General features: G+C 70.5%; 21 protein-coding genes. 11 read left to right on the forward strand and 10 right to left on the reverse strand.

The window, feature by feature from the left end:
* Positions 1 to 17: 17 nt before the first annotated feature.
* The gene (locus G6W55_RS27615; RefSeq protein WP_175523508.1) at positions 18 to 1,226 is read right to left on the reverse strand and encodes a hypothetical protein; all 1,209 of its coding nucleotides are present in this window, start codon (positions 1,224 to 1,226) and stop codon (positions 18 to 20) included.
* A 390-nt stretch (positions 1,227 to 1,616) separates the two neighbouring features.
* On the opposite strand from G6W55_RS27615, the gene G6W55_RS27620 reads away from it, so the two are divergent.
* A complete protein-coding gene (locus G6W55_RS27620; RefSeq protein WP_175523509.1) occupies positions 1,617 to 2,201 on the forward strand; it encodes a TerD family protein in 585 nt (194 codons plus the stop codon).
* A 31-nt stretch (positions 2,202 to 2,232) separates the two neighbouring features.
* Complete coding sequence (locus G6W55_RS27625; protein ID WP_175523510.1) at positions 2,233 to 3,300, forward strand: hypothetical protein; 1,068 nt, start codon at positions 2,233 to 2,235, stop codon at positions 3,298 to 3,300.
* Between the two features lie 21 nt (positions 3,301 to 3,321).
* Here G6W55_RS27625 and G6W55_RS27630 read toward each other — a convergent pair whose 3' ends face one another.
* A complete protein-coding gene (locus tag G6W55_RS27630; protein WP_175523511.1) occupies positions 3,322 to 3,852 on the reverse strand; it encodes a GNAT family N-acetyltransferase in 531 nt (176 codons plus the stop codon).
* Here G6W55_RS27630 and G6W55_RS27635 point away from each other — a divergent pair.
* On the forward strand, positions 3,818 to 4,132 hold the full coding sequence (locus G6W55_RS27635) for a VOC family protein (protein ID WP_175523512.1): 315 nt from the start codon (positions 3,818 to 3,820) through the stop codon (positions 4,130 to 4,132). The two genes, G6W55_RS27630 and G6W55_RS27635, sit on opposite strands and share 35 nt — an antisense overlap.
* A 31-nt stretch (positions 4,133 to 4,163) precedes the next feature.
* Positions 4,164 to 4,391, forward strand: coding sequence for a DUF664 domain-containing protein (locus G6W55_RS27640; RefSeq protein WP_375372478.1), 228 nt, complete (start codon positions 4,164 to 4,166; stop codon positions 4,389 to 4,391).
* Positions 4,392 to 4,437: 46 nt separating this feature from the next.
* On the opposite strand, the gene G6W55_RS27645 is transcribed toward G6W55_RS27640, so the two are convergent.
* Positions 4,438 to 5,505 carry an Lrp/AsnC family transcriptional regulator gene (locus G6W55_RS27645; protein ID WP_175523513.1) on the reverse strand — a complete coding sequence of 356 codons (1,068 nt, stop codon included), beginning with the start codon at positions 5,503 to 5,505 and terminating at the stop codon, positions 4,438 to 4,440.
* A gap of 125 nt (positions 5,506 to 5,630) precedes the next feature.
* Here G6W55_RS27645 and G6W55_RS27650 point away from each other — a divergent pair, with 125 nt between their 5' ends.
* From G6W55_RS27650 to G6W55_RS27660, 3 genes are all read left to right on the forward strand, one after another.
* Positions 5,631 to 6,839 (forward strand): M20 family metallopeptidase, encoded by a 1,209-nt coding sequence (locus G6W55_RS27650; RefSeq protein ID WP_175523514.1) that lies wholly within the window; start codon positions 5,631 to 5,633, stop codon positions 6,837 to 6,839.
* Entirely contained in the window at positions 6,836 to 8,293 is a 1,458-nt protein-coding gene (locus G6W55_RS27655) for an MFS transporter (protein WP_175523515.1), read from the forward strand. Before G6W55_RS27650 ends, G6W55_RS27655 begins: the two co-directional genes overlap by 4 nt.
* 65 nt (positions 8,294 to 8,358) lie before the next feature.
* Entirely contained in the window at positions 8,359 to 8,679 is a 321-nt protein-coding gene (locus tag G6W55_RS27660) for a DUF6191 domain-containing protein (protein ID WP_175523516.1), read from the forward strand.
* Between the two features lie 27 nt (positions 8,680 to 8,706).
* Here G6W55_RS27660 and G6W55_RS27665 read toward each other — a convergent pair whose 3' ends face one another.
* The gene (locus G6W55_RS27665; RefSeq protein ID WP_175523517.1) at positions 8,707 to 9,264 is read right to left on the reverse strand and encodes a DoxX family protein; all 558 of its coding nucleotides are present in this window, start codon (positions 9,262 to 9,264) and stop codon (positions 8,707 to 8,709) included.
* A 199-nt stretch (positions 9,265 to 9,463) separates the two neighbouring features.
* On the opposite strand from G6W55_RS27665, the gene G6W55_RS27670 reads away from it, so the two are divergent.
* On the forward strand, positions 9,464 to 10,294 hold the full coding sequence (locus G6W55_RS27670; protein ID WP_175523518.1) for an alpha/beta fold hydrolase: 831 nt from the start codon (positions 9,464 to 9,466) through the stop codon (positions 10,292 to 10,294).
* Between the two features lie 48 nt (positions 10,295 to 10,342).
* Here G6W55_RS27670 and G6W55_RS27675 read toward each other — a convergent pair whose 3' ends face one another.
* The 3 genes from G6W55_RS27675 to G6W55_RS27685 form a co-directional block, all read right to left on the reverse strand.
* Positions 10,343 to 10,900, reverse strand: coding sequence for a Uma2 family endonuclease (locus tag G6W55_RS27675; RefSeq protein WP_205070464.1), 558 nt, complete (start codon positions 10,898 to 10,900; stop codon positions 10,343 to 10,345).
* Positions 10,901 to 11,076: 176 nt separating this feature from the next.
* On the reverse strand, positions 11,077 to 12,144 hold the full coding sequence (locus G6W55_RS27680) for an RNA polymerase sigma factor (protein ID WP_175523520.1): 1,068 nt from the start codon (positions 12,142 to 12,144) through the stop codon (positions 11,077 to 11,079).
* 340 nt (positions 12,145 to 12,484) lie between these two features.
* Positions 12,485 to 13,345 (reverse strand): SDR family NAD(P)-dependent oxidoreductase, encoded by an 861-nt coding sequence (locus tag G6W55_RS27685; RefSeq protein WP_175523521.1) that lies wholly within the window; start codon positions 13,343 to 13,345, stop codon positions 12,485 to 12,487.
* Positions 13,346 to 13,497: 152 nt separating this feature from the next.
* On the opposite strand from G6W55_RS27685, the gene G6W55_RS27690 reads away from it, so the two are divergent.
* Positions 13,498 to 14,358, forward strand: coding sequence for a helix-turn-helix transcriptional regulator (locus G6W55_RS27690; protein ID WP_175523522.1), 861 nt, complete (start codon positions 13,498 to 13,500; stop codon positions 14,356 to 14,358).
* Positions 14,359 to 14,372: 14 nt separating this feature from the next.
* Here the strand turns inward: G6W55_RS27690 and G6W55_RS27695 are convergent, their stop codons facing one another.
* On the reverse strand, positions 14,373 to 15,572 hold the full coding sequence (locus G6W55_RS27695; RefSeq protein ID WP_175523523.1) for a nuclear transport factor 2 family protein: 1,200 nt from the start codon (positions 15,570 to 15,572) through the stop codon (positions 14,373 to 14,375).
* Between the two features lie 84 nt (positions 15,573 to 15,656).
* Here G6W55_RS27695 and G6W55_RS27700 point away from each other — a divergent pair, with 84 nt between their 5' ends.
* Positions 15,657 to 16,619 carry a LysR family transcriptional regulator gene (locus G6W55_RS27700; protein WP_175523524.1) on the forward strand — a complete coding sequence of 321 codons (963 nt, stop codon included), beginning with the start codon at positions 15,657 to 15,659 and terminating at the stop codon, positions 16,617 to 16,619.
* 72 nt (positions 16,620 to 16,691) lie between these two features.
* Positions 16,692 to 17,015 (forward strand): hypothetical protein, encoded by a 324-nt coding sequence (locus G6W55_RS27705; protein WP_175523525.1) that lies wholly within the window; start codon positions 16,692 to 16,694, stop codon positions 17,013 to 17,015.
* A 28-nt stretch (positions 17,016 to 17,043) separates the two neighbouring features.
* Here the strand turns inward: G6W55_RS27705 and G6W55_RS27710 are convergent, their stop codons facing one another.
* Both G6W55_RS27710 and pnuC read right to left on the reverse strand, forming a co-directional pair.
* Positions 17,044 to 18,180 carry an AAA family ATPase gene (locus tag G6W55_RS27710; protein ID WP_175523526.1) on the reverse strand — a complete coding sequence of 379 codons (1,137 nt, stop codon included), beginning with the start codon at positions 18,178 to 18,180 and terminating at the stop codon, positions 17,044 to 17,046.
* Positions 18,177 to 18,791, reverse strand: coding sequence for a nicotinamide riboside transporter PnuC (pnuC, locus tag G6W55_RS27715; protein ID WP_217687453.1), 615 nt, complete (start codon positions 18,789 to 18,791; stop codon positions 18,177 to 18,179). The genes G6W55_RS27710 and pnuC overlap by 4 nt, the downstream gene beginning before the upstream one ends.
* Positions 18,792 to 19,065: the final 274 nt, after the last annotated feature.

The following is a 19,065-nucleotide window of genomic DNA, read 5'->3' on the forward strand; positions in this document are numbered from 1 at the left end:
ACCACCGGAGGGGGCCGTCAAGGAGAGACGAGCGACTGCGGGTTCCCGTCGTAGGTCGAGGGATCGGCCGGGACCAGGCCGACGCCGACCGGGGCCGCCACGCCTCCCACATACATGACCCGATAACGGTCGTAGGGGTGTTCTCCCAGTCCGTTCGCGGGAGCGGTCAGCCGGAACAGCTCTCCGTCGTCGTCGATCTCCAGTTTCACCGGATCACGGCCCGGGACCACGACGGTGAACCGGAACGTGAAACCGCAGGAACGCTCATTGGCACTGACGAAAGCCGCGATCGTCTCGCTCTCCCCCTTTTTCAGGGTGATGCTCTTTCTCGCGAAATAGGGTTCGCCGTTCTCGTCAGTTGGCTCGGGAAGCCGGTCGTCCAGGTTGAAGAACAGAGTCCTCGTCTTTTCCTCGCCGCCATTGGTGCCGCCGTTGAGGAACAGCGTGCCGGTCAGGGGCGGGGTGCAGTCCTCCTTGAGCAGGTCGATGTTCGTGATGCGGAGTTGTTTCTCACTGCGTCCGCTGACGGTGAGAGTGATGGTTCGGAAATGGGACGGCACCCCCTCGTTCTGACGGAACCAGTCATCGAATTTCAAGCCGTCCCCATAGTCCTCGTTCTTCAGCTCTTCCACCTGGGAGGACGACAACTTCATGGTGGACGGGAAGACGTAGTCCCCCTTGCTCAATCCAAGCGAGGACACGTCGTCCACGGACAGGGGCGATTCCGGGTCCCGCTCCCAGAAGACGTACGCCGAACTCGCCGCCAGCGCCACCACGACCGTGCCCACGACGTACGGGACACGCCTGCGCCGCGTCACCACGGTCGCGGCCGAGCGGCGATACTTCGACCGCGGCTGACCGCCGCAGACGGTGTAGCCGTCCGCCCAGCGGACGACCAAGCCGTCTTGCGCCTCCCCGCTGAGGCCATGGTGCTTGCAGTACGCCACGACCAGGAGCTCCACGTACTTCCAGTCGGGCAGCCGACGCGCCTTCCGGCCTTTCATCGTGAGGGCGTTGACCCACGCGTCCTCGGACGGACCGCGTCCCACACCCTCGAAACCGGGGAACTCCCTGCTCTCGACTATCCCGTTGGCGACGACGACCAGCCGGTCGTACGTGAACCCGTCGTCACGGAAACGGTCCAGTGCCGCGCGGAACGCCGTCGGCGTCCGCTGCTCGACGGCGGTGTCCAGGAGTTCCTGCCAGGTCGGTGTCCGCTCGGACATGTTGCGCCCCCTGCTTGGTCGTTCAGCGGTATCCCGGAACCACCTGTCCACGGTATGGGCCCTTGATGCGACCTTGGACTAGGAGTACAGCCACGCTGCCCGCTCGGCGCGGTCGGCGCCGCCGTCGCCATCCACCACGTAGGTCAGCGCCTCTGCGAAGCTCGTGCCCAACTGCCATAGGACGCCCGGGCCCACGGCGATGACACGCCCGCTCGCCGCAACGTATGACCTGTACTGGATCGACCACATGCCCAGGGGGCCGAGATTCTCCCCGTATGCAGGTCCGGCACGTACGGGCCCGCACGCTACAGGGCCCCGTCGCAGGGAACCAAGAAGGCGCCAGGCAGACTCTGCCTGTAGTAATCGCACCGGCAGAAGGATGGTCCACGCATGATCACGCTCACGAAGGAAGACGGTCCGGCGGACCTGGATGGAGTGACCCACCTGTCCATCGGGGTGTCCTGGGACCCCACGGCCGGCGCCAGTGGGGGTGCCATGGGCTTCCTGCGCCGTAAGGCGGGGACGGACCTCGATCTGATCGCCATCGCCATGCAGGGCACGGACCCCGTGCGTCTGGCCGGGCTCGACTCGCTGGACCCCATGGGCAACGGCTCCCTGGTGCACAGCGGTGACAACCAGACCGGGCGCGGGGACGGTGACGACGAGACCGTCACGGTCGAGTTCGGCCGGGTCCCGTCCAACATCACGTCGATCGTGTTCGTCGCCGCCGCCTTCAAGAAGGGCAGTTCCTTCCAGAAGGCGCGCAACATCAGCTTCAAGGTGTACGACGCGACCGGCGGCACCACCCAGCAGGTCGCCGACATCTGGCCCAGTCTGCTCACCCAGGACAACGGCTGCGCCGTGGCCAAGGCGATACGGGTCGGCGGCGCCTGGAAGCTCGAAGTGATCAACACGACGGGGAAGATCAAGCAGGGCGACGAGCACGCCCTCATGCGCTTCGCCATCAGCAAGTAGCTCAAGTAGGAGACGTACTACGGGGGTTGTCGTGAGCCAGGTGCTCTACAGCGAACGGTCGTGGAACCCGCTGGCGCGGACCGTGGAGCTGACCGAGGCCGGTCTGCGCCAGGGCGGCAGGACCACGCCGCTGGGCGAGCTGAACCTCGCCGCCATGGCCGAGGCGTTCCTGCGGGGCCGCTGGCTCGGGGGCGGCGGGGCGGAACGTCCACGGGAGCGGCTGGCGAACGGGCCCGGCGTCGTCCCGGTGACACGCGTCACCGGGACCGCCGCCCCGGTGAGGGTGCGCCATGCCGCCGAATTCGCCGACCGTCTGGGCGAGTTGGCCGTACGGCAGTGCGGCGGACCGGATCAGGTCGCCGCCCTGGCGGCGCGGGCCCGCGCCGAGGGCGTACCGCTGTGGATGGCCCGGCGTTTCGCGCCGGGGCCCGCCGGGCCGATAGCCGTCTGTGTGGACCGGCGTCTGGTGCGTGTGGACGTGTGGGGGCCGCACGCTCCCGTCGTCCGGATCCGGGCGCCGCACGGCTTCCGGCTCGGCTCTGCGGATCCGTCCCAGGGTCTGCGTCTGACCGTCGGCGACGTCACGGCGCAGCTCGCGCTCAGGAAGAAGCTGCGCAAGTCCAGGAGTTCGGTGGAGGTGCGCCTGCCCGGGCAGCAGTGGGTGCTGCGGCGGGAGAACGCCGTCAGCTCGTGGCTCCTGCGCGACGAGCGGCGCGTCGCCCTTCTGACCCGTCCCCCGCGCCGGCCGACGCTCGACCCCGCCACGGTCCTGCTGCCGCTCGCCCCGGTGCGGTACGAGAGCTCCGACCCGCTGGACGCCGTCATGGCGCACGTGTGCGCCGTCGCCTTCGGGCTCGGGGACACCACGGGCCGGGCGCGGTTCCGGGCCCAGCGACACCCGGTGCACGACGGTGAACCGATCGCCGTCGACGCCGACTGGGACCGTCCCTGGTTCAGCAACCTCGGCAGCGGAAGCGAGGACAACGAGCCCGGCGGCAGCGACGGTTGGGGTTCCGACGGCGGTGACGGCGGTGACGGCGGCGATTCCGGTGGAAGCGACGGCGGAGGCGGCGACGGTGGGGGTGGCGGGGGCGACTAGGCGCTCTCCCACGGCAGTTGGTCAATCACCGGGCGGCCGTGTGCAGGTGCGGACGTACCGGTCGTAGAGTGTGCCGTCCTTGTCGTACGCCGATCCGCCGGGGGTGAATCCCGCCCGCTGCGCGACCGCGGCAGAGGCGGGGTTCCCGGGCTCCACCTTGATCACGGCCTCCGCCCCGCCCTCACTCGCCACGTACGGGAACGCCAACAAGACGGCGCGGGTGGCCAGGCCGCGCCCCCGCCAGGGCGGATAGAGGCCGTAGGCGACGTTCACCTGGCCGGGCTCCAGACCTGCTCCTGCGAACCGCAGGTCGATCGTGCCCGCGAGCACCTCGTCGGAGCCCACCCGGATGCCGAACGCGCGGAGGGGTCCCGCGGTGTCCCACTGCTCCCGGCAGTGCCGGAAGTACGCTTCGGCGCCCTCCCGTGTGCTGGGCCCGCCGCTGAGCCAGCGAACGAGCAGCTCGTCCTCCCCCGCGAGATGCGGCTCCACGTCGTCCGGGCGCAGCGGGGAGAGGGTGACGATCCCGTCGGACAGCTTCACTTCACGCATCCGGCGATTCTTGACGCCGGGGCCGTCCTGGGCCACCCCATTTCACCGAGCCGAGCCCGCGAGCCCTCGGGAGGCCGGCGGGAAGCCTTCGGGGAGCCGGTGCGGAGGCCGGACGCCGGTTCCCGCGTTCACCCTCCCCGTGGACGACGTGGACGCGATGTACGAGGAACTGACCAGCCGCGGCGTGACGTTGCTGAACGGTCCGATGGACCGCCCCTGGGGCATACGAACGGCCAGTTTCAAGGATCCGGGCGGGCACATCTGGGAGATCGCGCAGTGACCAGGCGGCCGCCGACGTACCCCACACCGAGGTGCTCGACCGGTACCGCGCCGAGGCCGGCCTCGCGAACGCCGCCGTGGCCGCCGCGGACGCGGACGCCCCGCTGGTCTGGTGGCCCCACCACCTCTTCGGCGCACCGCACTTGCACACCGTTCGGGACGTGCTGCTGCACGTCATCACCGAGACCGCCTGCCACGCCGGACATCTCGATGCCACACCGGAACTCGTCGACGGCCGACGGTGGTTGGTGCTCACCTGAAGCCGCCGGAGCGATGCCACACCGCCACTTGGGCGAACGCGTCGGCTCACTGGACCGATGGCGTGCGGAGGCGCGCCAGGAGGTCGGCTTCGGCGGTGTCCGACCGCGGGTCGTGCCAGCGGCCGAGGGGGACCGCGCGGAGGTGGCGGCCCTGGGGATCGAGAAGGTGGCCGGCCAGTTTCATCGGCCACAGGGTGACGGCCCGGTCGGCCACCACGAGTTCCGGGTGGCGGTCGGTGAGCTGGGACTCGAAGGCGGCGATGTCGTCGACCGAGCGGAGCCACGCGGCCAGGAGCAGGTTGTGCGGGCCCGAGAGTGATGCGCAGAGCCTGATCTCGCGGATGGTGCTGATGCTCTTGGCCAGGTGTGCGGCCCGGCTCTGCGGGGCGGCGGCCCAGTACGAGACGGAGACCGGCCAGCCCGACAGCGACCGCGCCACTTCGCAGCGGTAGGCGAGCGCCTGCTCGGCGTCGAGCCGGTCGAGGCGGCGACGGACGGTGGTGGGGCTCAGACCGGTGCGTTCGGCGAGCCGGGCGACGGGCTGGCGCGGGTCCTCGCTCAGCACGCGGACGAGTTCCAGGTCGCGTTCGGGGACCGTGCGGTTGGGCAGCCGGTCGGTGGTCGCGGGTGCGAGCTTGCGGCGCTGCTCCTCGGTGAGACGGTCGAGCCGCCAGCGGCTGCCCTCGGTGTGGAGTGTGGTGGCGACCTGGGTGCGGGATGCGGCCACCCCGTCGAGGGCGCCCAGCCGGAAGCCCACGTACCGGGCGAGTTCCGCATGGTCCGTGAAGACGGCGGTCACCAGGAGATCGCGGCTGCCGCTGACGTGTTCGAGGTTGAACACATGGGTGTCCTCGGCGATACGGGCGGCCACCTCGTGCAGCCGGCCGGCGGAGCAGTCGACCTCGATGAAGGCAACGAGAAGGGGGCTGCCGGGGACGATCGCCTGCACGGACTGGTGGACGCCGATCCAGGCGTGCCCCGCCTTCGTCAGCCGGGCCCAGTGCCGGGCCGCCGTAGAGGCGTCGATGTCCAGGACCTCGCCGAGGGTGCTCCAGTCGGCGCGTGGCGCGATCTGGAGCGCGGTGACGAGGAGATGGTCGAGTTCGTCGAGCACGGGCCACCTTCTTCCAGCACGCCGAGAGGGCGATCTTTTGGTCATTTCCTGCAAATGATCAATCAGATTCGGCAGATTCCGGCATCATCATCAACCCTATCGATCGGATCGGCACCATACCAGCCATGTTCGAACGTGCCGACGCCCTCGTCCTCGAAGACTCCCTCGTCCGGCTGCGCCATGCCCTGCACCGGCAGCCGGAGCTGGGACTGGAGCTGCCCCGTACCCAGCAGGCGGTGCTCGACGCCCTGGCCGGTCTGCCGCTGGAGATCAGCCTCGGGAAGCGGCTCACCTCCGTCACCGCCGTACTGCGCGGCGGCCGGCCCGGTCCCGCCGTCCTGCTGCGCGGTGACATGGACGCGCTGCCCGTCCAGGAAGACAGCGGGGTGCCGTACGCCTCCAAGGTCCCCGGCAGGATGCACGCCTGTGGTCATGACCTGCACACCGCCGCCCTGGTCGGTGCGGCGCGGCTGCTCGCCGCCCGGCGCGAGGAGCTGCCGGGCGACGTGGTCTTCATGTTCCAGCCCGGCGAGGAGGGCATGGGCGGCGCCCGGTTGATGATCGAGGAGGGCGTGCTCGACGCGGCGGGGGCGCGGGTCGTCGCCGCGTACGCCCTCCACGTCACCTCCGCGCTGCTGCCCGCGGGCGTCGCCACCGTACGGCCGGGGCCGGTCCTCGCGGCCTCCGACGAGGTGACCGTCCGGGTCACCGGCGCCGGCGGCCACGGCTCCTCGCCGCACGCGGCCAAGGACCCGGTGCCCGCCGTGTGCGAGATGGTCACGGCGCTCCAGACGATGGTCACGCGCAGCGTCGACATCTTCGACCCGGCCGTGGTCACCGTGGGCTCGCTGCACGCCGGATCCGCGGGCAACGTCATCCCCGAGGACGCCGAATTCGTCGCCACCGTACGGTCGTTCTCCGACGAGGCCCACGCGCGCGTGCGGTCCGGATTCGAGCGGACCGTGCGCGGAGTCGCCGACGCGCACGGCGTGACGGTCGACATCGACTACCGGGAGAACTACCCGGTCACCGTCAACGATCCCGCCGAGGCCGCCTTCGCCCTGCGCACCGCCGGGGCCCTGTTCGGGGCCGGGCAGGTCTTCGAGACGCCCCGCCCGATGGCCGGCTCCGAGGACTTCTCGTACATCCTGCGCGAGGTGCCCGGCGCCTACGTCGGCCTCGGCGCCTGCCCGCCCGGCCGCGACCCGATGACGGCCCCCATGAACCACTCCGCCCAGGCGGTCTACGACGACCGCGCGGTCGTGGACGCCGCCGTGCTCCTCGCCGAACTCGCCGCCATCCGCCTCCAGTTCGCCGCCGAGGAGCCCTCATGAGCAAGACCGACCCCCGCACGTCAGCGTCCGCGGCCACCGGCGCCCCGCCCGTCGGCTCGGTCGGCGCGGTCGTCGGGCTGCTCGTCCTCTTCGAAGTGACCAGCGGCTTCCTCCAGGGCGGCATCGCCCCGCTGCTGCCGGCCATCGGCGCCGAACTGGGCATGGCCGACGCCGATCTCAACTGGGTGATCTCCGCCCAACTGCTCGCCGCCGCCGTGTCCGTGCCCGCCTTCGGCCGGCTCGGCGACCTGTACGGGCACCGGCTGATGCTGCGCGTCTCGCTCGTGTGCATCGCCGTCGGCTCCCTGCTCGTGGCCCTCGCTCCCTCGCTGCCCGTGCTCCTCGTGGGGCGCGTGCTGCTCGGGCCGCTCGCCGCGCTGCTGCCCCTCGAGATCGCGCTCGTCCGCGATCGGCTCTCCGTGGAGCAGGCCCGCAGTGCCATCGCCCGCCTGGTCGGGGCACTCACCCTCGGGACCCTGCTCGGCGGGGTGCTGATGGGCCTGGCCCACCGGGCGACCGGTGACGTACGGATCACCCTGCTCATCCCGGCCGTCCTGGCGCTGCTGTGCATCCCGGTCTCGTTCCTCGCGATCCCGGAGTCCAGGCAGGTGCCCGGCGGGCGGCTCGACTGGCCGGGCGTGGGCCTGCTGAGCGTGGCCATGCTTCTGCTGCTCACCGGGATCTCCGCGGCGAAGGGTGGTGTCTTGCTTTCCGGAGCGGTGCTCATCCCGGTGCTCCTCGCGCTGCTGGTGGGCACGGGGTGGGCGGTCCGGGAGCTGCGTGTCGCCGAGCCGCTGGTCGACCTGCGGGCGCTCGGTGACCGCCGCGTGGCGCCGTACTTCCTGTGCGCGGTCGCCTTCGGTGTCGTCTACTTCGGCAGTCTGGCGCCGGACGCCACCTTCCTGGCCGCGGACCCCGAACGCACCGGCTACGGGTTCGAACTCTCGGCCCTGTCCATCTCGCTGGTCGCCCTGCCCGCGGGAGTGGTGGCGGTCCTCGGCTCCACGCTGACCGCGAGGATCGCCGGGCGCCTGGGGTACCGTCCGACGCTCGTCGCGTCGTTCGCGCTGATCGGCACGAGCTTCCTCACCACCGCGGCCTTCCACGCGGAGATCTGGCAGCTCGTGGCGGCGAAGGTGCTCGCGGGACTCGGGATGGGTGTGGCGCTCGGCGCGATGCCCACGGTGATCGCGGAGGCGAGCGCGCCGTCCCGCACGGGCGTCACCACGGCCCTGTACAACAACGTCAAGACGCTGGGCGGGGCGATCGCCGGCGCGGCCATCGCCGTGATCCTGGCGACGCCGGCGTCGGAGGGCGTCTCGTCGTCCTCCGGCGACCATGGATCACCGAGCGAGGCCGGGTACGTGGTGGTGTGGGTGATGTGCGGTCTGCTGTCGGTCGGGGCGGCGGGGGCGGCGGGATTCGCGCGGCGGGTGGAGGGGCGGTCCGGGTGAGGGGGCGCGGGTGGGGCCGAGGGCGGGGGCCTGGGCAGGGCTCGCTCGGACGGGATACTGAAGGCATGGAATTCGCCGTCTTCGCGACCCTGCCCGGGCTGGTCATCCTGCTGACCGTCGTGGCCTTCGTGGATCAACTGCTGCTGCGCGCGGGGCGGGCCGGATTTCTGCCCTGGCGCAACAGCGCCCGGCAGGGCCAGATATCGGCGACCGGGTTCGAGCAGCTCCACGCGAGTCTCTCGCCCGGGAAGCAGAACGAACTCAAGGAACGGCAGTCGGCGCTGGTGATGCGCGACGACGAGGAGGACGGGGCGCCGCCGAACCGGACGACGGTTGATCTGGAAGGGGGCAGGGCGGTCGTGCGTATGCCGGGGACCGGTCTGTAGGGTCGGCGCACCCTGCCCGCGCGGACGTCATTCTGTGTGGGTGTCCGCCGTCTCCGCTGCCTTCTGTTCCCTCTGCCGCTGCACGCGCTGGTCGCGTCTGTGCACCACGAGTGCCGTTCCCGTGCCGACCACCGCCAGTGCCGTAGGGACCATCCAGGGGCGGTTGAGTACGTTGCGGAGGACATGGTCGAGGGAGTAGCGGCCGGGGCCCGAGACGGCGAGGGCGAGGGAAGCCGCCCCCAGGACGCCGGATAGTTCGAAGCCGCCCTTCTGGGCGAAGAAGCCGTTGGGCCAGGTCACCGCGCTCGCGCCGGTCATGGCGCCGGCCGCGGCCGATCCGGCGGCGGGGGTGGCGAGGCCGAGGGCCAGGAGGGTGCCACCGCCTCCCTCGGCGAGCCCGGCGGCCACCGCGCTCGGTTCGCCCGGGTCGAAGCCGACGGACTCCATGAACCGGGCGGAGCCCTTGACCCCTCCCCCGCCGAACCAGCCGAACAGCTTCTGCGAGCCGTGCGCGGCGAGGGTGCCGCCGACGGCCATACGCAGCAACAGCAGCCCGAGATCGCGTCGTTGCTCATCGCCGGTCATGGTCGTGGCGCCTCCCCTCACGTCGTGCTCCTCTCACCTTCGCATCGCGGGCCTGGGCCGGCATTCCGACGATTCAGGGAGGTATCAGGCAGAAAGTTCTAATTAGCACCAAACCCGGCCTGGTCATACCCTGGATGCTGGGGCATACCGATCTTGCGCATCACCAGTCCGGAAACAAGGTCAATAGACGGGACTTCCCATGGGTACGGTCACCACCAGCGACGGCACGAGCATCTTCTACAAGGACTGGGGCCCTCGCGACGCCCAGCCGATCGTGTTCCACCACGGCTGGCCGCTGAGCGCGGACGACTGGGACGCCCAGTTGCTGTTCTTCCTCGGCGAGGGCTACCGCGTCATCGCCCACGACCGGCGCGGCCACGGCCGCTCCACCCAGAGCGCGACCGGCCACGAGATGGACACCTACGCCGCCGACGTCGCCGCCCTGACCGACGAACTCGACCTGCGTGACGCCGTCCACATCGGCCATTCCACCGGCGGCGGCGAGGTCACGCGCTACGTGGCGCGTGCCAAGCCGGGCAGGGTCGCCAAGGCCGTCCTCGTCAGCGCGGTGCCCCCGATCATGGTGAAGACGCCGGCCAATCCCGGCGGGCTGCCGATCGAGGTCTTCGACGGCTTCCGCGCCGCCCTGGCCGCGAACCGCGCCCAGTTCTTCCGTGACGTCCCGGAGGGCCCGTTCTACGGCTTCAACCGGCCCGGCGCCGAGGTGTCCGAGGGCGTCATCGCCAACTGGTGGCGCCAGGGCATGACGGGCGCGGCCAACGCGCACTACGAATGCATCAAGGCGTTCTCGGAAACCGACTTCACCGAGGACCTGAAGACGATCACCGTCCCCACGCTCGTCCTGCACGGCACGGACGACCAGATCGTGCCCTACGAGGACGCCGGTCCCCTCTCCGCCGAACTCCTCCAGAACGGCCGCCTCAAGTCCTACGACGGCTACCCGCACGGCATGCTGACGACCCACGCCGAGGTCCTGAACGCCGACCTGCTGGCGTTCGTGAAGGAGTAGCCATTACGTACGCCGCCACGGACGCGTCCGGCACGATCGCCAACCGCGTCAGGAGCCGTACCGTGGCAGAACTCCGGTGTCGATCGGGGACGGCAACGGAGCCGGCAGGTCGACCGGTTCCCCATACACGCCGTCGAGCCGACCGTGGTACTCGCCGTCCTTCGGGTGGGTGTGCAGGGTCCAACGGCCAGTACGGGGGTCCAGGACCAGCAGGACAGCGATCCCTGCACGGGCGTACCAGCCGTTCTTGTCGGTGATGTCCTTCGCCTTCTCCGACTGGGAGATCACCTCGACCGCCAGGGCGACATCGCGGGGGTCGGCGAGCCAGGAGTCGTCCTCGTCCCACTCCACCGGCAGCACCGTCAGATCCGGGGTGGCGTAGTCGTCCGGGTCCTCCGGCATCGCAACCGACGACATCTCGTACGGCGCCAACGCTTCTGACAGACGCGGCTCGATCTGCACCCGGAGGCGGCGGATCGTACCGGCGTGCTTGCCGCGCGGGGTGGGGGACATCACGAGGCTGCCTCCGATGATCTCGACTCGCAGTCCGGTGGATGCCTCGATCTGCTCAGCGACCTCACGCAGGTTGCCGGGGCGTGGGTGCATCACAGGAAGGGTCACAGGTGCCCACCTCCTCATCGGTGGCCGGTCGATCACCACCGTACCGGGCCCGGCGCCAACAGGGCAGCCAAGCCTCCACGTGCATTGATCACGAGCGTTTAGGAGACCGCTGATCGAGCGCGGACCACGCAGCCAGAGACCACCAGCCACGCAGCGTGCGCCTACCAGTCGTGGTGCCGCCGCCTTCGGCCGGGCACGGCTCGCCGCAGCCAGGCGGGTCCGGCGCGACGGCGGCGCGCTCGCATCGTCGGGTACGGGACGGGGGCCCGATCCGTCGTGCGGCGACCCATGGCGTCCTCTCTCCACCGCCCCACCCAGTAGAGAAACGTGTGCACACCCACGAGGACCTTGGCGTTGGCCCGGGGCTCCATCGGCACGTTGAGCCAGTCCATCACCGTCACGGCCCCCGCCCAGCCGGGCGGGTGCACACCGACGTGGAAGAGGAGCCGCAGACTGCACACCGTGACGGTGAATTGCGCAGCCAGCATCAGAACGGCGAGCAGCCACAGCAGGGGGCGGCGGGTCCGGATACCGGCAAGGGTGTTGCTCACGACGCGTGCGGCACCCAGGAAGAGGACCACGTAGAGGCCGCCCCACGCCAGGTCCTCGGCTCGGACAACCAGATCCGTCCGGCCCGTGCTGGCCAGTTCCGCGCTGCCGTCCAGGAGACCCAGCGCCTTCAGGCCCAGTGCCACGATCATCATGAAGACCCCCGTCAGCAAGGCCCTGACCGCAATGGTTCCGCGGAGGGCGTGCATGCTGACGGTCGTCGTCCTGACCCCGGTGAGGCGGGCCGTCTCGGCGTGCGTGTACCCCATGTGCCGGGTCATCCAGACGACGCGCCGCTGGACAGGGGACAGCCGTCTCAGGGCGTTGCGCAGGGCGATCCGCTGGTGCACCTGCTCGGCCGGATCGGGATGCGCGTGCCGAACGGTGACGGTGGAGTCGTGCTCCGGTACCGGCACGGTGGTGTTGTCCCGTCGACGTGCCTCGTCACGGACCTGGTTACGGAGCACAGCGAAGACATAAGCGCCTGAGCGGGCGATGGGGGTGGTCTTCTGCTTCTGCAGGGCTTTGAGAAATGCGTTCTGGACGACGTCTTCGGCACCGACCTTGGACTCGGGGATCCCTTCGTCCGCGAGCAGCTTGCGAGCCACGCCGACCATCTGCGTGCGCCGCCCTTCGTAAGAGGCCTCGATGGACTCTTCAGAGGTGTTGTCCTCAGCCACGGCGACGCTCCAGCTTGTTGCCCGCTGCTGCCTTGGCGCGAATGACTTCGGCCCTGCGCCACGACCTGTTACCGAGTACAAGAAGGATCATCATCCCCACAGCCGTGCTCCCCATCGCGCTCTCCTTTGTATGCTCTCGCACCGCCCGGCTGTGCACGCCGAAGTGGTGCCCTACAAAAGGAGGGGGATCGAACGGGCCGTTTACACGACACCCTCCGGAAGAAAACTGGCTGCGAAGCCGAGCGGGCCGCTCCTCAGACGTGAAGCATGCCTTCGACGATCACGCACTCGCCGCCCGCCAGACCCCGTCTGGGGTGAGTGGGCAGCGGTCGCCGGCAATTCATCGGGCAATCGCTCCCACGAGATCTGCCGTCGCGTCCCACAGCCGTGCCGCCATCGCCTCGTCCAGGCCGTTCTCGCCCTGGCGGCGGATCGTCGGGTCGCCTCGTAGGCCGCCGAGGCCGTTCGGGCCGATGTAGGTGTTGCCGGGGACGTCCTGGGTGGCGGCGTAGAGGAGTGACAGGGCTCCGCGTTCGGGGGTGTTGGTGAGGAAGGTGAAGCGGTTGACGATGTTCGAGCGGGAGTGGGAGGCCAGGGTGGTGCGGGCGATGCCCGGGCTGGCGAGGACCGAGCGGAGCGGGCTGCCGGTGGCGGTCAGGCGGCGTTGGAGTTCCAGGGAGAACAGGACGACGGCGAGCTTCGACGCCTGGTAGGCGGCCATGCCGTTGTACACACGTGTACGCCAGTCCAGGTCGGTGAGGTCGATCCTGCCCTGCCGGTGCAACTGGCTGGTGACGTGTACGACGCGGTCGGTGACGTGTCCGAGGAGCAGGTTGGTCAGGAGGAAGGGGCCGGTGTGGTTGGTGGCCGTCTGGATGTCGAGGCCGTCGGGGGTGCGGCCGGCGGGGACGTCCATCACACCGGCGTTGTTGATCAGGATGTCGAGACGGTCCGACCAGGAGTCGGCGAAGGTGCGGACCGAGGTCAGATCCGACACGTCGAGGTGGCGGACGTCGAAGGTGCCCGGCAGGCCGGCCACGGCGGCGCGGGCCCTGCCGACGTCACGCACGCCCAGCACCAAGTGGGCTCCGGCGCGGGCGAGTTCCCGGGCGGTGATCAGGCCGAGGCCACGGCCGGCACCGGTGATCAGGACCGTGCGGCCCGTGAGGTCGGGAAGGTCGTTCGCTGTCCATCGGGTCATGGCTCTGGCTCCAGGAGTCGGCGTCGCGGTGCTCGGCGTGATCGCTGAGCACAACGCCAGTCAACGGCCCCGCCACAGACGGAGGAAGGACACGCTCAACCACTGAACGACAGGTCGTGGCTGGGCCGCGCCGGATGCCCAACCATGAAGCCATGGAGCATGCATTCGACCGTTCGTCCCTGGGCGCCTTCCTGCGCACCCGGCGCTCAGCGCTGCAACCCGAGGACGTCGGGCTGCGCCGGGGCCCCCGCCGACGTGCCCCGGGCCTGCGCCGCGAGGAGGTGGCCGAGCTGTGCACCATGTCCGCCGACTACTTCGCCCGGCTCGAACGCGGCGACGGCCCGCAGCCCTCGGAGCAGATGGTCGCGGCGATCGCCCGGGGCCTGCGCCTGACACCCGACGAACGCGACCACCTCTTCCTGCTCGCCGGCTACCGCACCGCCCCTCGCGAGCTGCGGTCCGCGCATGTGAGTCCCGGGCTGATGCGGGTCATGGACGGTCTGGCCCATCAGGCCGCGCAGATCATGGGGCCGCTCGGCGAGACGCTGGTGCAGACGCCGCCCGCCGTGGCCCTTCTCGGCCACCAGACCCAGTACACCGGCCATGCCCGCAGCGCGACGTACCGGTGGTTCACCGACCCCGCCGCGCGCGAGCGCTACCACCCCGACCAGCACGGCAAGAACAGCCGCACCAACGTCGCGCTGCTGCGCGAAGCCGTCACCCGGGGCGGGCCCGGCTCCGCCGCGGCCGACCTGGCCGACGTCCTACGGCGCACCAGTGAGGAATTCGCTCGGTTGTGGGAGCGCCACGAGGTGGGTCTGCGCTGGAGCGAGACCAAACGCTTCGTCCATCCCCAGGTCGGCGAGCTGGACCTCTACTGCCAACTCCTCCTTGACCCCGACCAGGGACAGTCGCTGCTCGTCTTCACCGCCACCCCCGGCACGGAGAGCCACGAGAAGCTCGCCCTGCTCAGCGTGCTGGGCACCGATCGGTTCGCCGCCGATACGCAGTGACATCTCTTTTGCATCTACGTCGCGCAAGTGCGGTGGTGGTACGCCTTGTTGGCGATGCGCCAGCCGTCGGCGACGCGGGCCAGCAGGAAGACGTCGGTGAACGTGTCCGCCCCGTGTGAGAGCGTCATCGTGGCGGTCGCGACGGTCCCGTGGACATCGACGGCGTCGATGCGGCGGGTGCGGGTCGGTTCGTCCGGGGCCGGTCGGCCCGGGAAGAGGGTGCAGTACTCGTCCAGGTGCCAGGAGACGAACGCGCCGTCCCGGATCCCCTCGATGTGGGCGGTGGGCAGGAACGCGTCCCGGAAGTAGGAGGGGTCGCCGGTGGCGTGTCCGCGGATGTAGGCGCGGAGCGGTGCGAGTACGGCGTCCTCCACGGCGGGGACCGTGGCGGCTACGGCGATGTCGGCCTCCGGGTCGGGGTCGGGCTCGGAGGCGGTCTCGGCCAGGCCGGACGCGCTGCGCAAGGGGGTGTTCGACGCGTCGGCCAGCAGGGCCATGTCCTTGGACAGCGCTTGGATCGTGAACGTCGCCGCGGCCGGGGCCGGAGGGGTGTCCAGGAAGGGGCGTTTGCGGGCCACGAGCCCGCCGAGTTGGCCGAGTTCGAGGACGTCGAGAACCTGGGCACGGGGCAGACCGAGCGCGTCGGCCTGCCGCAGTGAGTCGCGCAACGCGAAAACGGCACCCGCGAGGCTGCTGTTGGCGATCAGCTTGAGCGCGGCGGCGGTTGAGGCGTCGTCGACGCGCCGGACCGTGCCCAGCGCTTCCAGAACGGGCCGCGCCCGGTCGAGAGCGTCGTGATCCGCGGCGGCGAGAATCTGAAGGGTGCCGGCGGCAACGGCGGGCACGGAACCGAGCACGGGCGCGTGGACGTAGGAGGGGCCGAACTGCCGGGCGAGTTCCGAGGCTTCGGCGGGAGCGATCGTGCTGGTGTTGAGCACGATCGTGTCCGTCCGCAGCAAGTCACGTACATCGTCCAGGACTTGGCGGCAGGCAGGGCCGTCGAACAGCGCCAGGAGTACGAAGTCGGCGGCGGCCACGGCGTCGTTCGGGTCGCCGGTCGTCTTGACCGCGCCCGATGTGCGCCCGGAGCGTGTCCAGCCGACGACGTCCCAGCCCTGGGCGGCCAGTCGGGTCGCGATGGCCTCGCCCATCCGCCCCAGGCCGAGGACGGCGATCGTGCCCTGTGTCGTGGTGTGGGTGTGAGGTGTGGTCATGGTCGTCAGACTGGTGCAGTGTGAGGGCTGCGACAAGCGCATATTGCGCAGGTCAGCTCTGCGTGAAGCGCATATCCTGGTGATGTGGATCTGACCGTGTGGCGAACCTTCGTGACCGTGTGCCGGCTCGGGTCGCTGTCGGCGGCGGCCGCGGAACTCCATCACACACAGTCGGCCGTCTCCCGGCAGATCGCCGGACTGGAGCGGCAGCTCGGTGTGCCTCTGATGGAGCGCCATGCGCGTGGTGTACGTCCGACGCCCGCCGGCGAGGTGTTCCGGCACCACGCCCTGGCCACGCTCAACGAGGCCGACCGCGCTGTTCGCGCCGCACGGGAGGCCGGCGACGGGGCGGCGTTCAACCGGCCCCTGACCGTCGGCGCGACGCCCTCGCTCGCCGCGGGGGTCGTGCCCGAGGCCGTCCGGGCCCTGCTCAAGGAATTCCAGGCCCTGTCCAAGGAATCCGGATCCCTTCGGTGGAGCCTGCTTCCCGGCCTGAGCGCGCCACTGCACGACCGTGTGGTCGCCGGGGAACTCGACGTCGCCGTCGTCACGGACGCGCCGCCCGGGCTGCCGCACGACCCGCGGACCGAACGCCGGTTCCTCGGGGTGGACGACATGGTCGTCGCACTGCCCGTAGATCATCCTCGGGCCGGGCGCGGTCCGCTGCGTATGCGGGCGCTGGCCGACGAGACCTGGGCCGAGGACAACGACGGTTCCGCGGCCCTTCTGCACCAGCACGCCGCGCGTGCCGGAGTCGGCGCCCGCATCGAACTCACCGCGGCCGACCTGCCCGGCAAACTGGCGCTCGTCGCGACCGGCCACGCCATCGCGCTGATCCCCGGGGTGCTGACACGCGGGCTGCGGACGGATGTCACCACGGTGAGCCTGGTCGATCCTCCAACTCGCGGCGTCTACACGGTCGTACCGCGTCGCGGCCCGCACCCCTGTACGGCGGCCCTGCTCGACCACCTCGCGACGGCCTTCGCGTCTGTTCGCGCCGGCCACGACGGCGTCACGTCAGGGCCGGGCGTCGCGGCCGACCGATAGGGTCCAGGATGCGTTGAACTTGCGGGCGTCGGCCACGTGTTGCCGTGTTGATGAAGGAAGAAGGACTGAACCGTGTCCGACCGACCTGAGATCGTCTGCATCTGCGGCTCTGTCCGGTTTGTGGACGAGATGAGCGCGGCGAACCGTGAACTGACCTTCGCAGGTGCCATCGTCGTCGCGCCGGGCGTCTTCCCGCGCGCCGAGGATCACGCAGCGGACGAGTCGATCACGGACGAGCAGAAGGCCGCGCTGTCCGCCCTCCACCTGCGCAAGATCGATCTGGCTGACCGGGTTCTGGTCGTCAACCCGGGCGGGTATGTCGGCGATTCCACGAGCAGGGAGATCGCATACGCCCGCGCCACCGGGAAGCCGGTCTCGTTCACCCATCCCCTCTGACCAGCAGACGACGCTTCGGTGGCGATCGTCAACGGCGTTCCGGGAGCGGGTCGTTGAAGTGCCAGCCCTCGGCGAGGAGGCCGTCCACCGCGGTCACGGCTGCGCGCAGTCGTTCCTCGGGGCTGCCGGTGAGCAGGAGGAAACGGCGGCCGGTGCGCTCCAGTTCCTCCGTGAACCGGGCTGTCATCCAGGGGCGCAGGTGTGGGGCGTCGCGCAGGCCGTCGTCCTCGAACGGCACGCCCTCGTGGTCGGTGAGCAGGTACAGGTGGCGCGGGGTGCGGTCGGCGATGGCCGCGACCTCGGGGGCGGGGGCGTTGAGGTAGCGCTCGTGCCAGATCGCGGTGGCGAAGGAGTCGGTGTCGCAGATCAGCACCGGGGAGCCGTCGCGTGCCGCCCGCTCCTCGTCGGCGTCCTGGTGGCGGGCTATGACGGTGAACTCGTCTGAGGTGAACTCGACTTGCGTCCAGTCGGCTTCGGGGTCGGCGGTCCGCAGGGCGGCCAGCTTCTCTTCGCTGTAGGTGCGCCCGTACTCGGGCACCCAGCCGGTGTCCGCCCAGACCCCGCCGCGTGCGCGGTAGTGGGCGGCCAGCGCCCGGGAGAGGGTGGTCGTACCGGTGGACTCGGCGCCCAGGACGACCACGCGCCGGGTGAGTGCGGCGCGCACGCCCGGGCCGAGGAAGTCCCAGCAGCCCACCGGGTCCTTGCGGACGGCCGTCGCGGAGACCGGGTACGTGGTGCGGTCCGGGTCCACGCACACCTCGGCCGCGCCGAAACGCCGGGCCAGTTCGGTGCCGTAGGACTCGGAGGTGAACACGGCGTCCACCGGCTCCGGGACGGCCGTGCGGAAGACCCCCATGTGGGCCTCCCACACCGCGGCGTCGTGCAGATCGACCGGGTGGTCGTCCACGGCGCCGACGACCTCGGCTTCGGGATGGGCCTCGCGCAACCACGCCACCCGGTCGGCGAGCGGCACCGACTCCACCGAGGCGGCGCAGACCAGGACGGTCAGCCGGTCGCACTGCGCGACGGCGGTGCGGACGAGGTGGTGGTGGCCGGCGTGCGGCGGATAGAACTTGCCCAGGACCAGGCCGTGCCGGTACGGGCGGGCGACGGCGGGGCCTGCGACGGGAGCGGGGACGGGGGCGGGAGCGGGGACGGCGTTCATGCGGCCACCGCCGTGGCGGGGCGCGGGCCGGCGGCCGCGAGGGTGCGCCGCCAGCCGAGGAGGCCGACCACGCACAGGACCAGGAAGCCGACGTAGAGGAGGGAGGTCAGGTACAGACCCTTTGCCGCGTAGAGCGGTATGTAGACCAGGTCGGCGGCGATCCACAGCCACCAGGACTCCAGCAGCTTGCGGCACTGGCCGTAGGTGGCGGTCAGGGAGAGGGCGGTGGTGAGCGCGTCCCAGAAGGGGACGGTGGAGTCGGTGGCCCGGTCGAGGAGCAGGGTGAGGGCAGCGGTGCCCAGCACTCCGGCGGCGGCGAGCCAGGCCCATTCGGCGCCCGTGGTGCGGCGCACCGGCAGGGCGCCGCCGGTGACCGGTCCGGCGCCGCGGGCCCAGGTCCACCAGCCGTAGGCCGCCAGCGCGATGAAGACGACCTGGAGGCCGGCGTCGGCGTACAGGCCGGCTTGGACGAAGAGCACGATGAAGAAGACGTTGTTGGCGATGCCGACGGGCCAGTTCGCGATGTGCTGGCGGGCCACCAGCCAGACACAGGCGGCACCGGTCGCGAAGCCGAGCGCTTCGGTCCAGGTCAGGTTCCAGTTCACGGACAGCTCCTTAATAGTCTTGGTGACTATAAAGAGGGGGGTGGGGGGTGGGCAAGGGGAATTTCGGGGTGGGGTTCGAGACGGGGGTCACGTTCGAGGACCGCTGACCGGTGAAGCACCCCACATGACCCACATCACCTACGATCCACCCTAGTGGGACATAACGGACGCCATGGGCATGCCATAACCGGCCCTGACCTGCACATTGAGAGCCAGCTCACACGGACACCCGCACCGGCGAATACGACCACAACTAGCAAAAGGGGTCATTGCGGACGCC

Source organism: Streptomyces sp. CAI-85 (assembly GCF_013363615.1).
Taxonomy (GTDB): domain Bacteria; phylum Actinomycetota; class Actinomycetes; order Streptomycetales; family Streptomycetaceae; genus Streptomyces; species Streptomyces antibioticus_B.

Excerpts from the sequence above, each read along its gene's own strand:
- G6W55_RS27615 (WP_175523508.1), bottom strand. The coding sequence starts at position 1,226 with ATGTCCGAGCGGACACCGACCTGGCAGGAACTCCTGGACACCGCCGTC.
- G6W55_RS27620 (WP_175523509.1), top strand. The coding sequence starts at position 1,617 with ATGATCACGCTCACGAAGGAAGACGGTCCGGCGGACCTGGATGGAGTG.
- G6W55_RS27630 (WP_175523511.1), bottom strand. The coding sequence starts at position 3,852 with ATGCGTGAAGTGAAGCTGTCCGACGGGATCGTCACCCTCTCCCCGCTG.
- G6W55_RS27650 (WP_175523514.1), top strand. The coding sequence starts at position 5,631 with ATGTTCGAACGTGCCGACGCCCTCGTCCTCGAAGACTCCCTCGTCCGG.
- G6W55_RS27655 (WP_175523515.1), top strand. The coding sequence starts at position 6,836 with ATGAGCAAGACCGACCCCCGCACGTCAGCGTCCGCGGCCACCGGCGCC.
- G6W55_RS27660 (WP_175523516.1), top strand. The coding sequence starts at position 8,359 with ATGGAATTCGCCGTCTTCGCGACCCTGCCCGGGCTGGTCATCCTGCTG.
- G6W55_RS27665 (WP_175523517.1), bottom strand. The coding sequence starts at position 9,264 with ATGACCGGCGATGAGCAACGACGCGATCTCGGGCTGCTGTTGCTGCGT.
- G6W55_RS27670 (WP_175523518.1), top strand. The coding sequence starts at position 9,464 with ATGGGTACGGTCACCACCAGCGACGGCACGAGCATCTTCTACAAGGAC.
- G6W55_RS27675 (WP_205070464.1), bottom strand. The coding sequence starts at position 10,900 with ATGCACCCACGCCCCGGCAACCTGCGTGAGGTCGCTGAGCAGATCGAG.
- G6W55_RS27685 (WP_175523521.1), bottom strand. The coding sequence starts at position 13,345 with ATGACCCGATGGACAGCGAACGACCTTCCCGACCTCACGGGCCGCACG.
- G6W55_RS27690 (WP_175523522.1), top strand. The coding sequence starts at position 13,498 with ATGGAGCATGCATTCGACCGTTCGTCCCTGGGCGCCTTCCTGCGCACC.
- G6W55_RS27695 (WP_175523523.1), bottom strand. The coding sequence starts at position 15,572 with ATGACCACACCTCACACCCACACCACGACACAGGGCACGATCGCCGTC.
- G6W55_RS27710 (WP_175523526.1), bottom strand. The coding sequence starts at position 18,180 with ATGAACGCCGTCCCCGCTCCCGCCCCCGTCCCCGCTCCCGTCGCAGGC.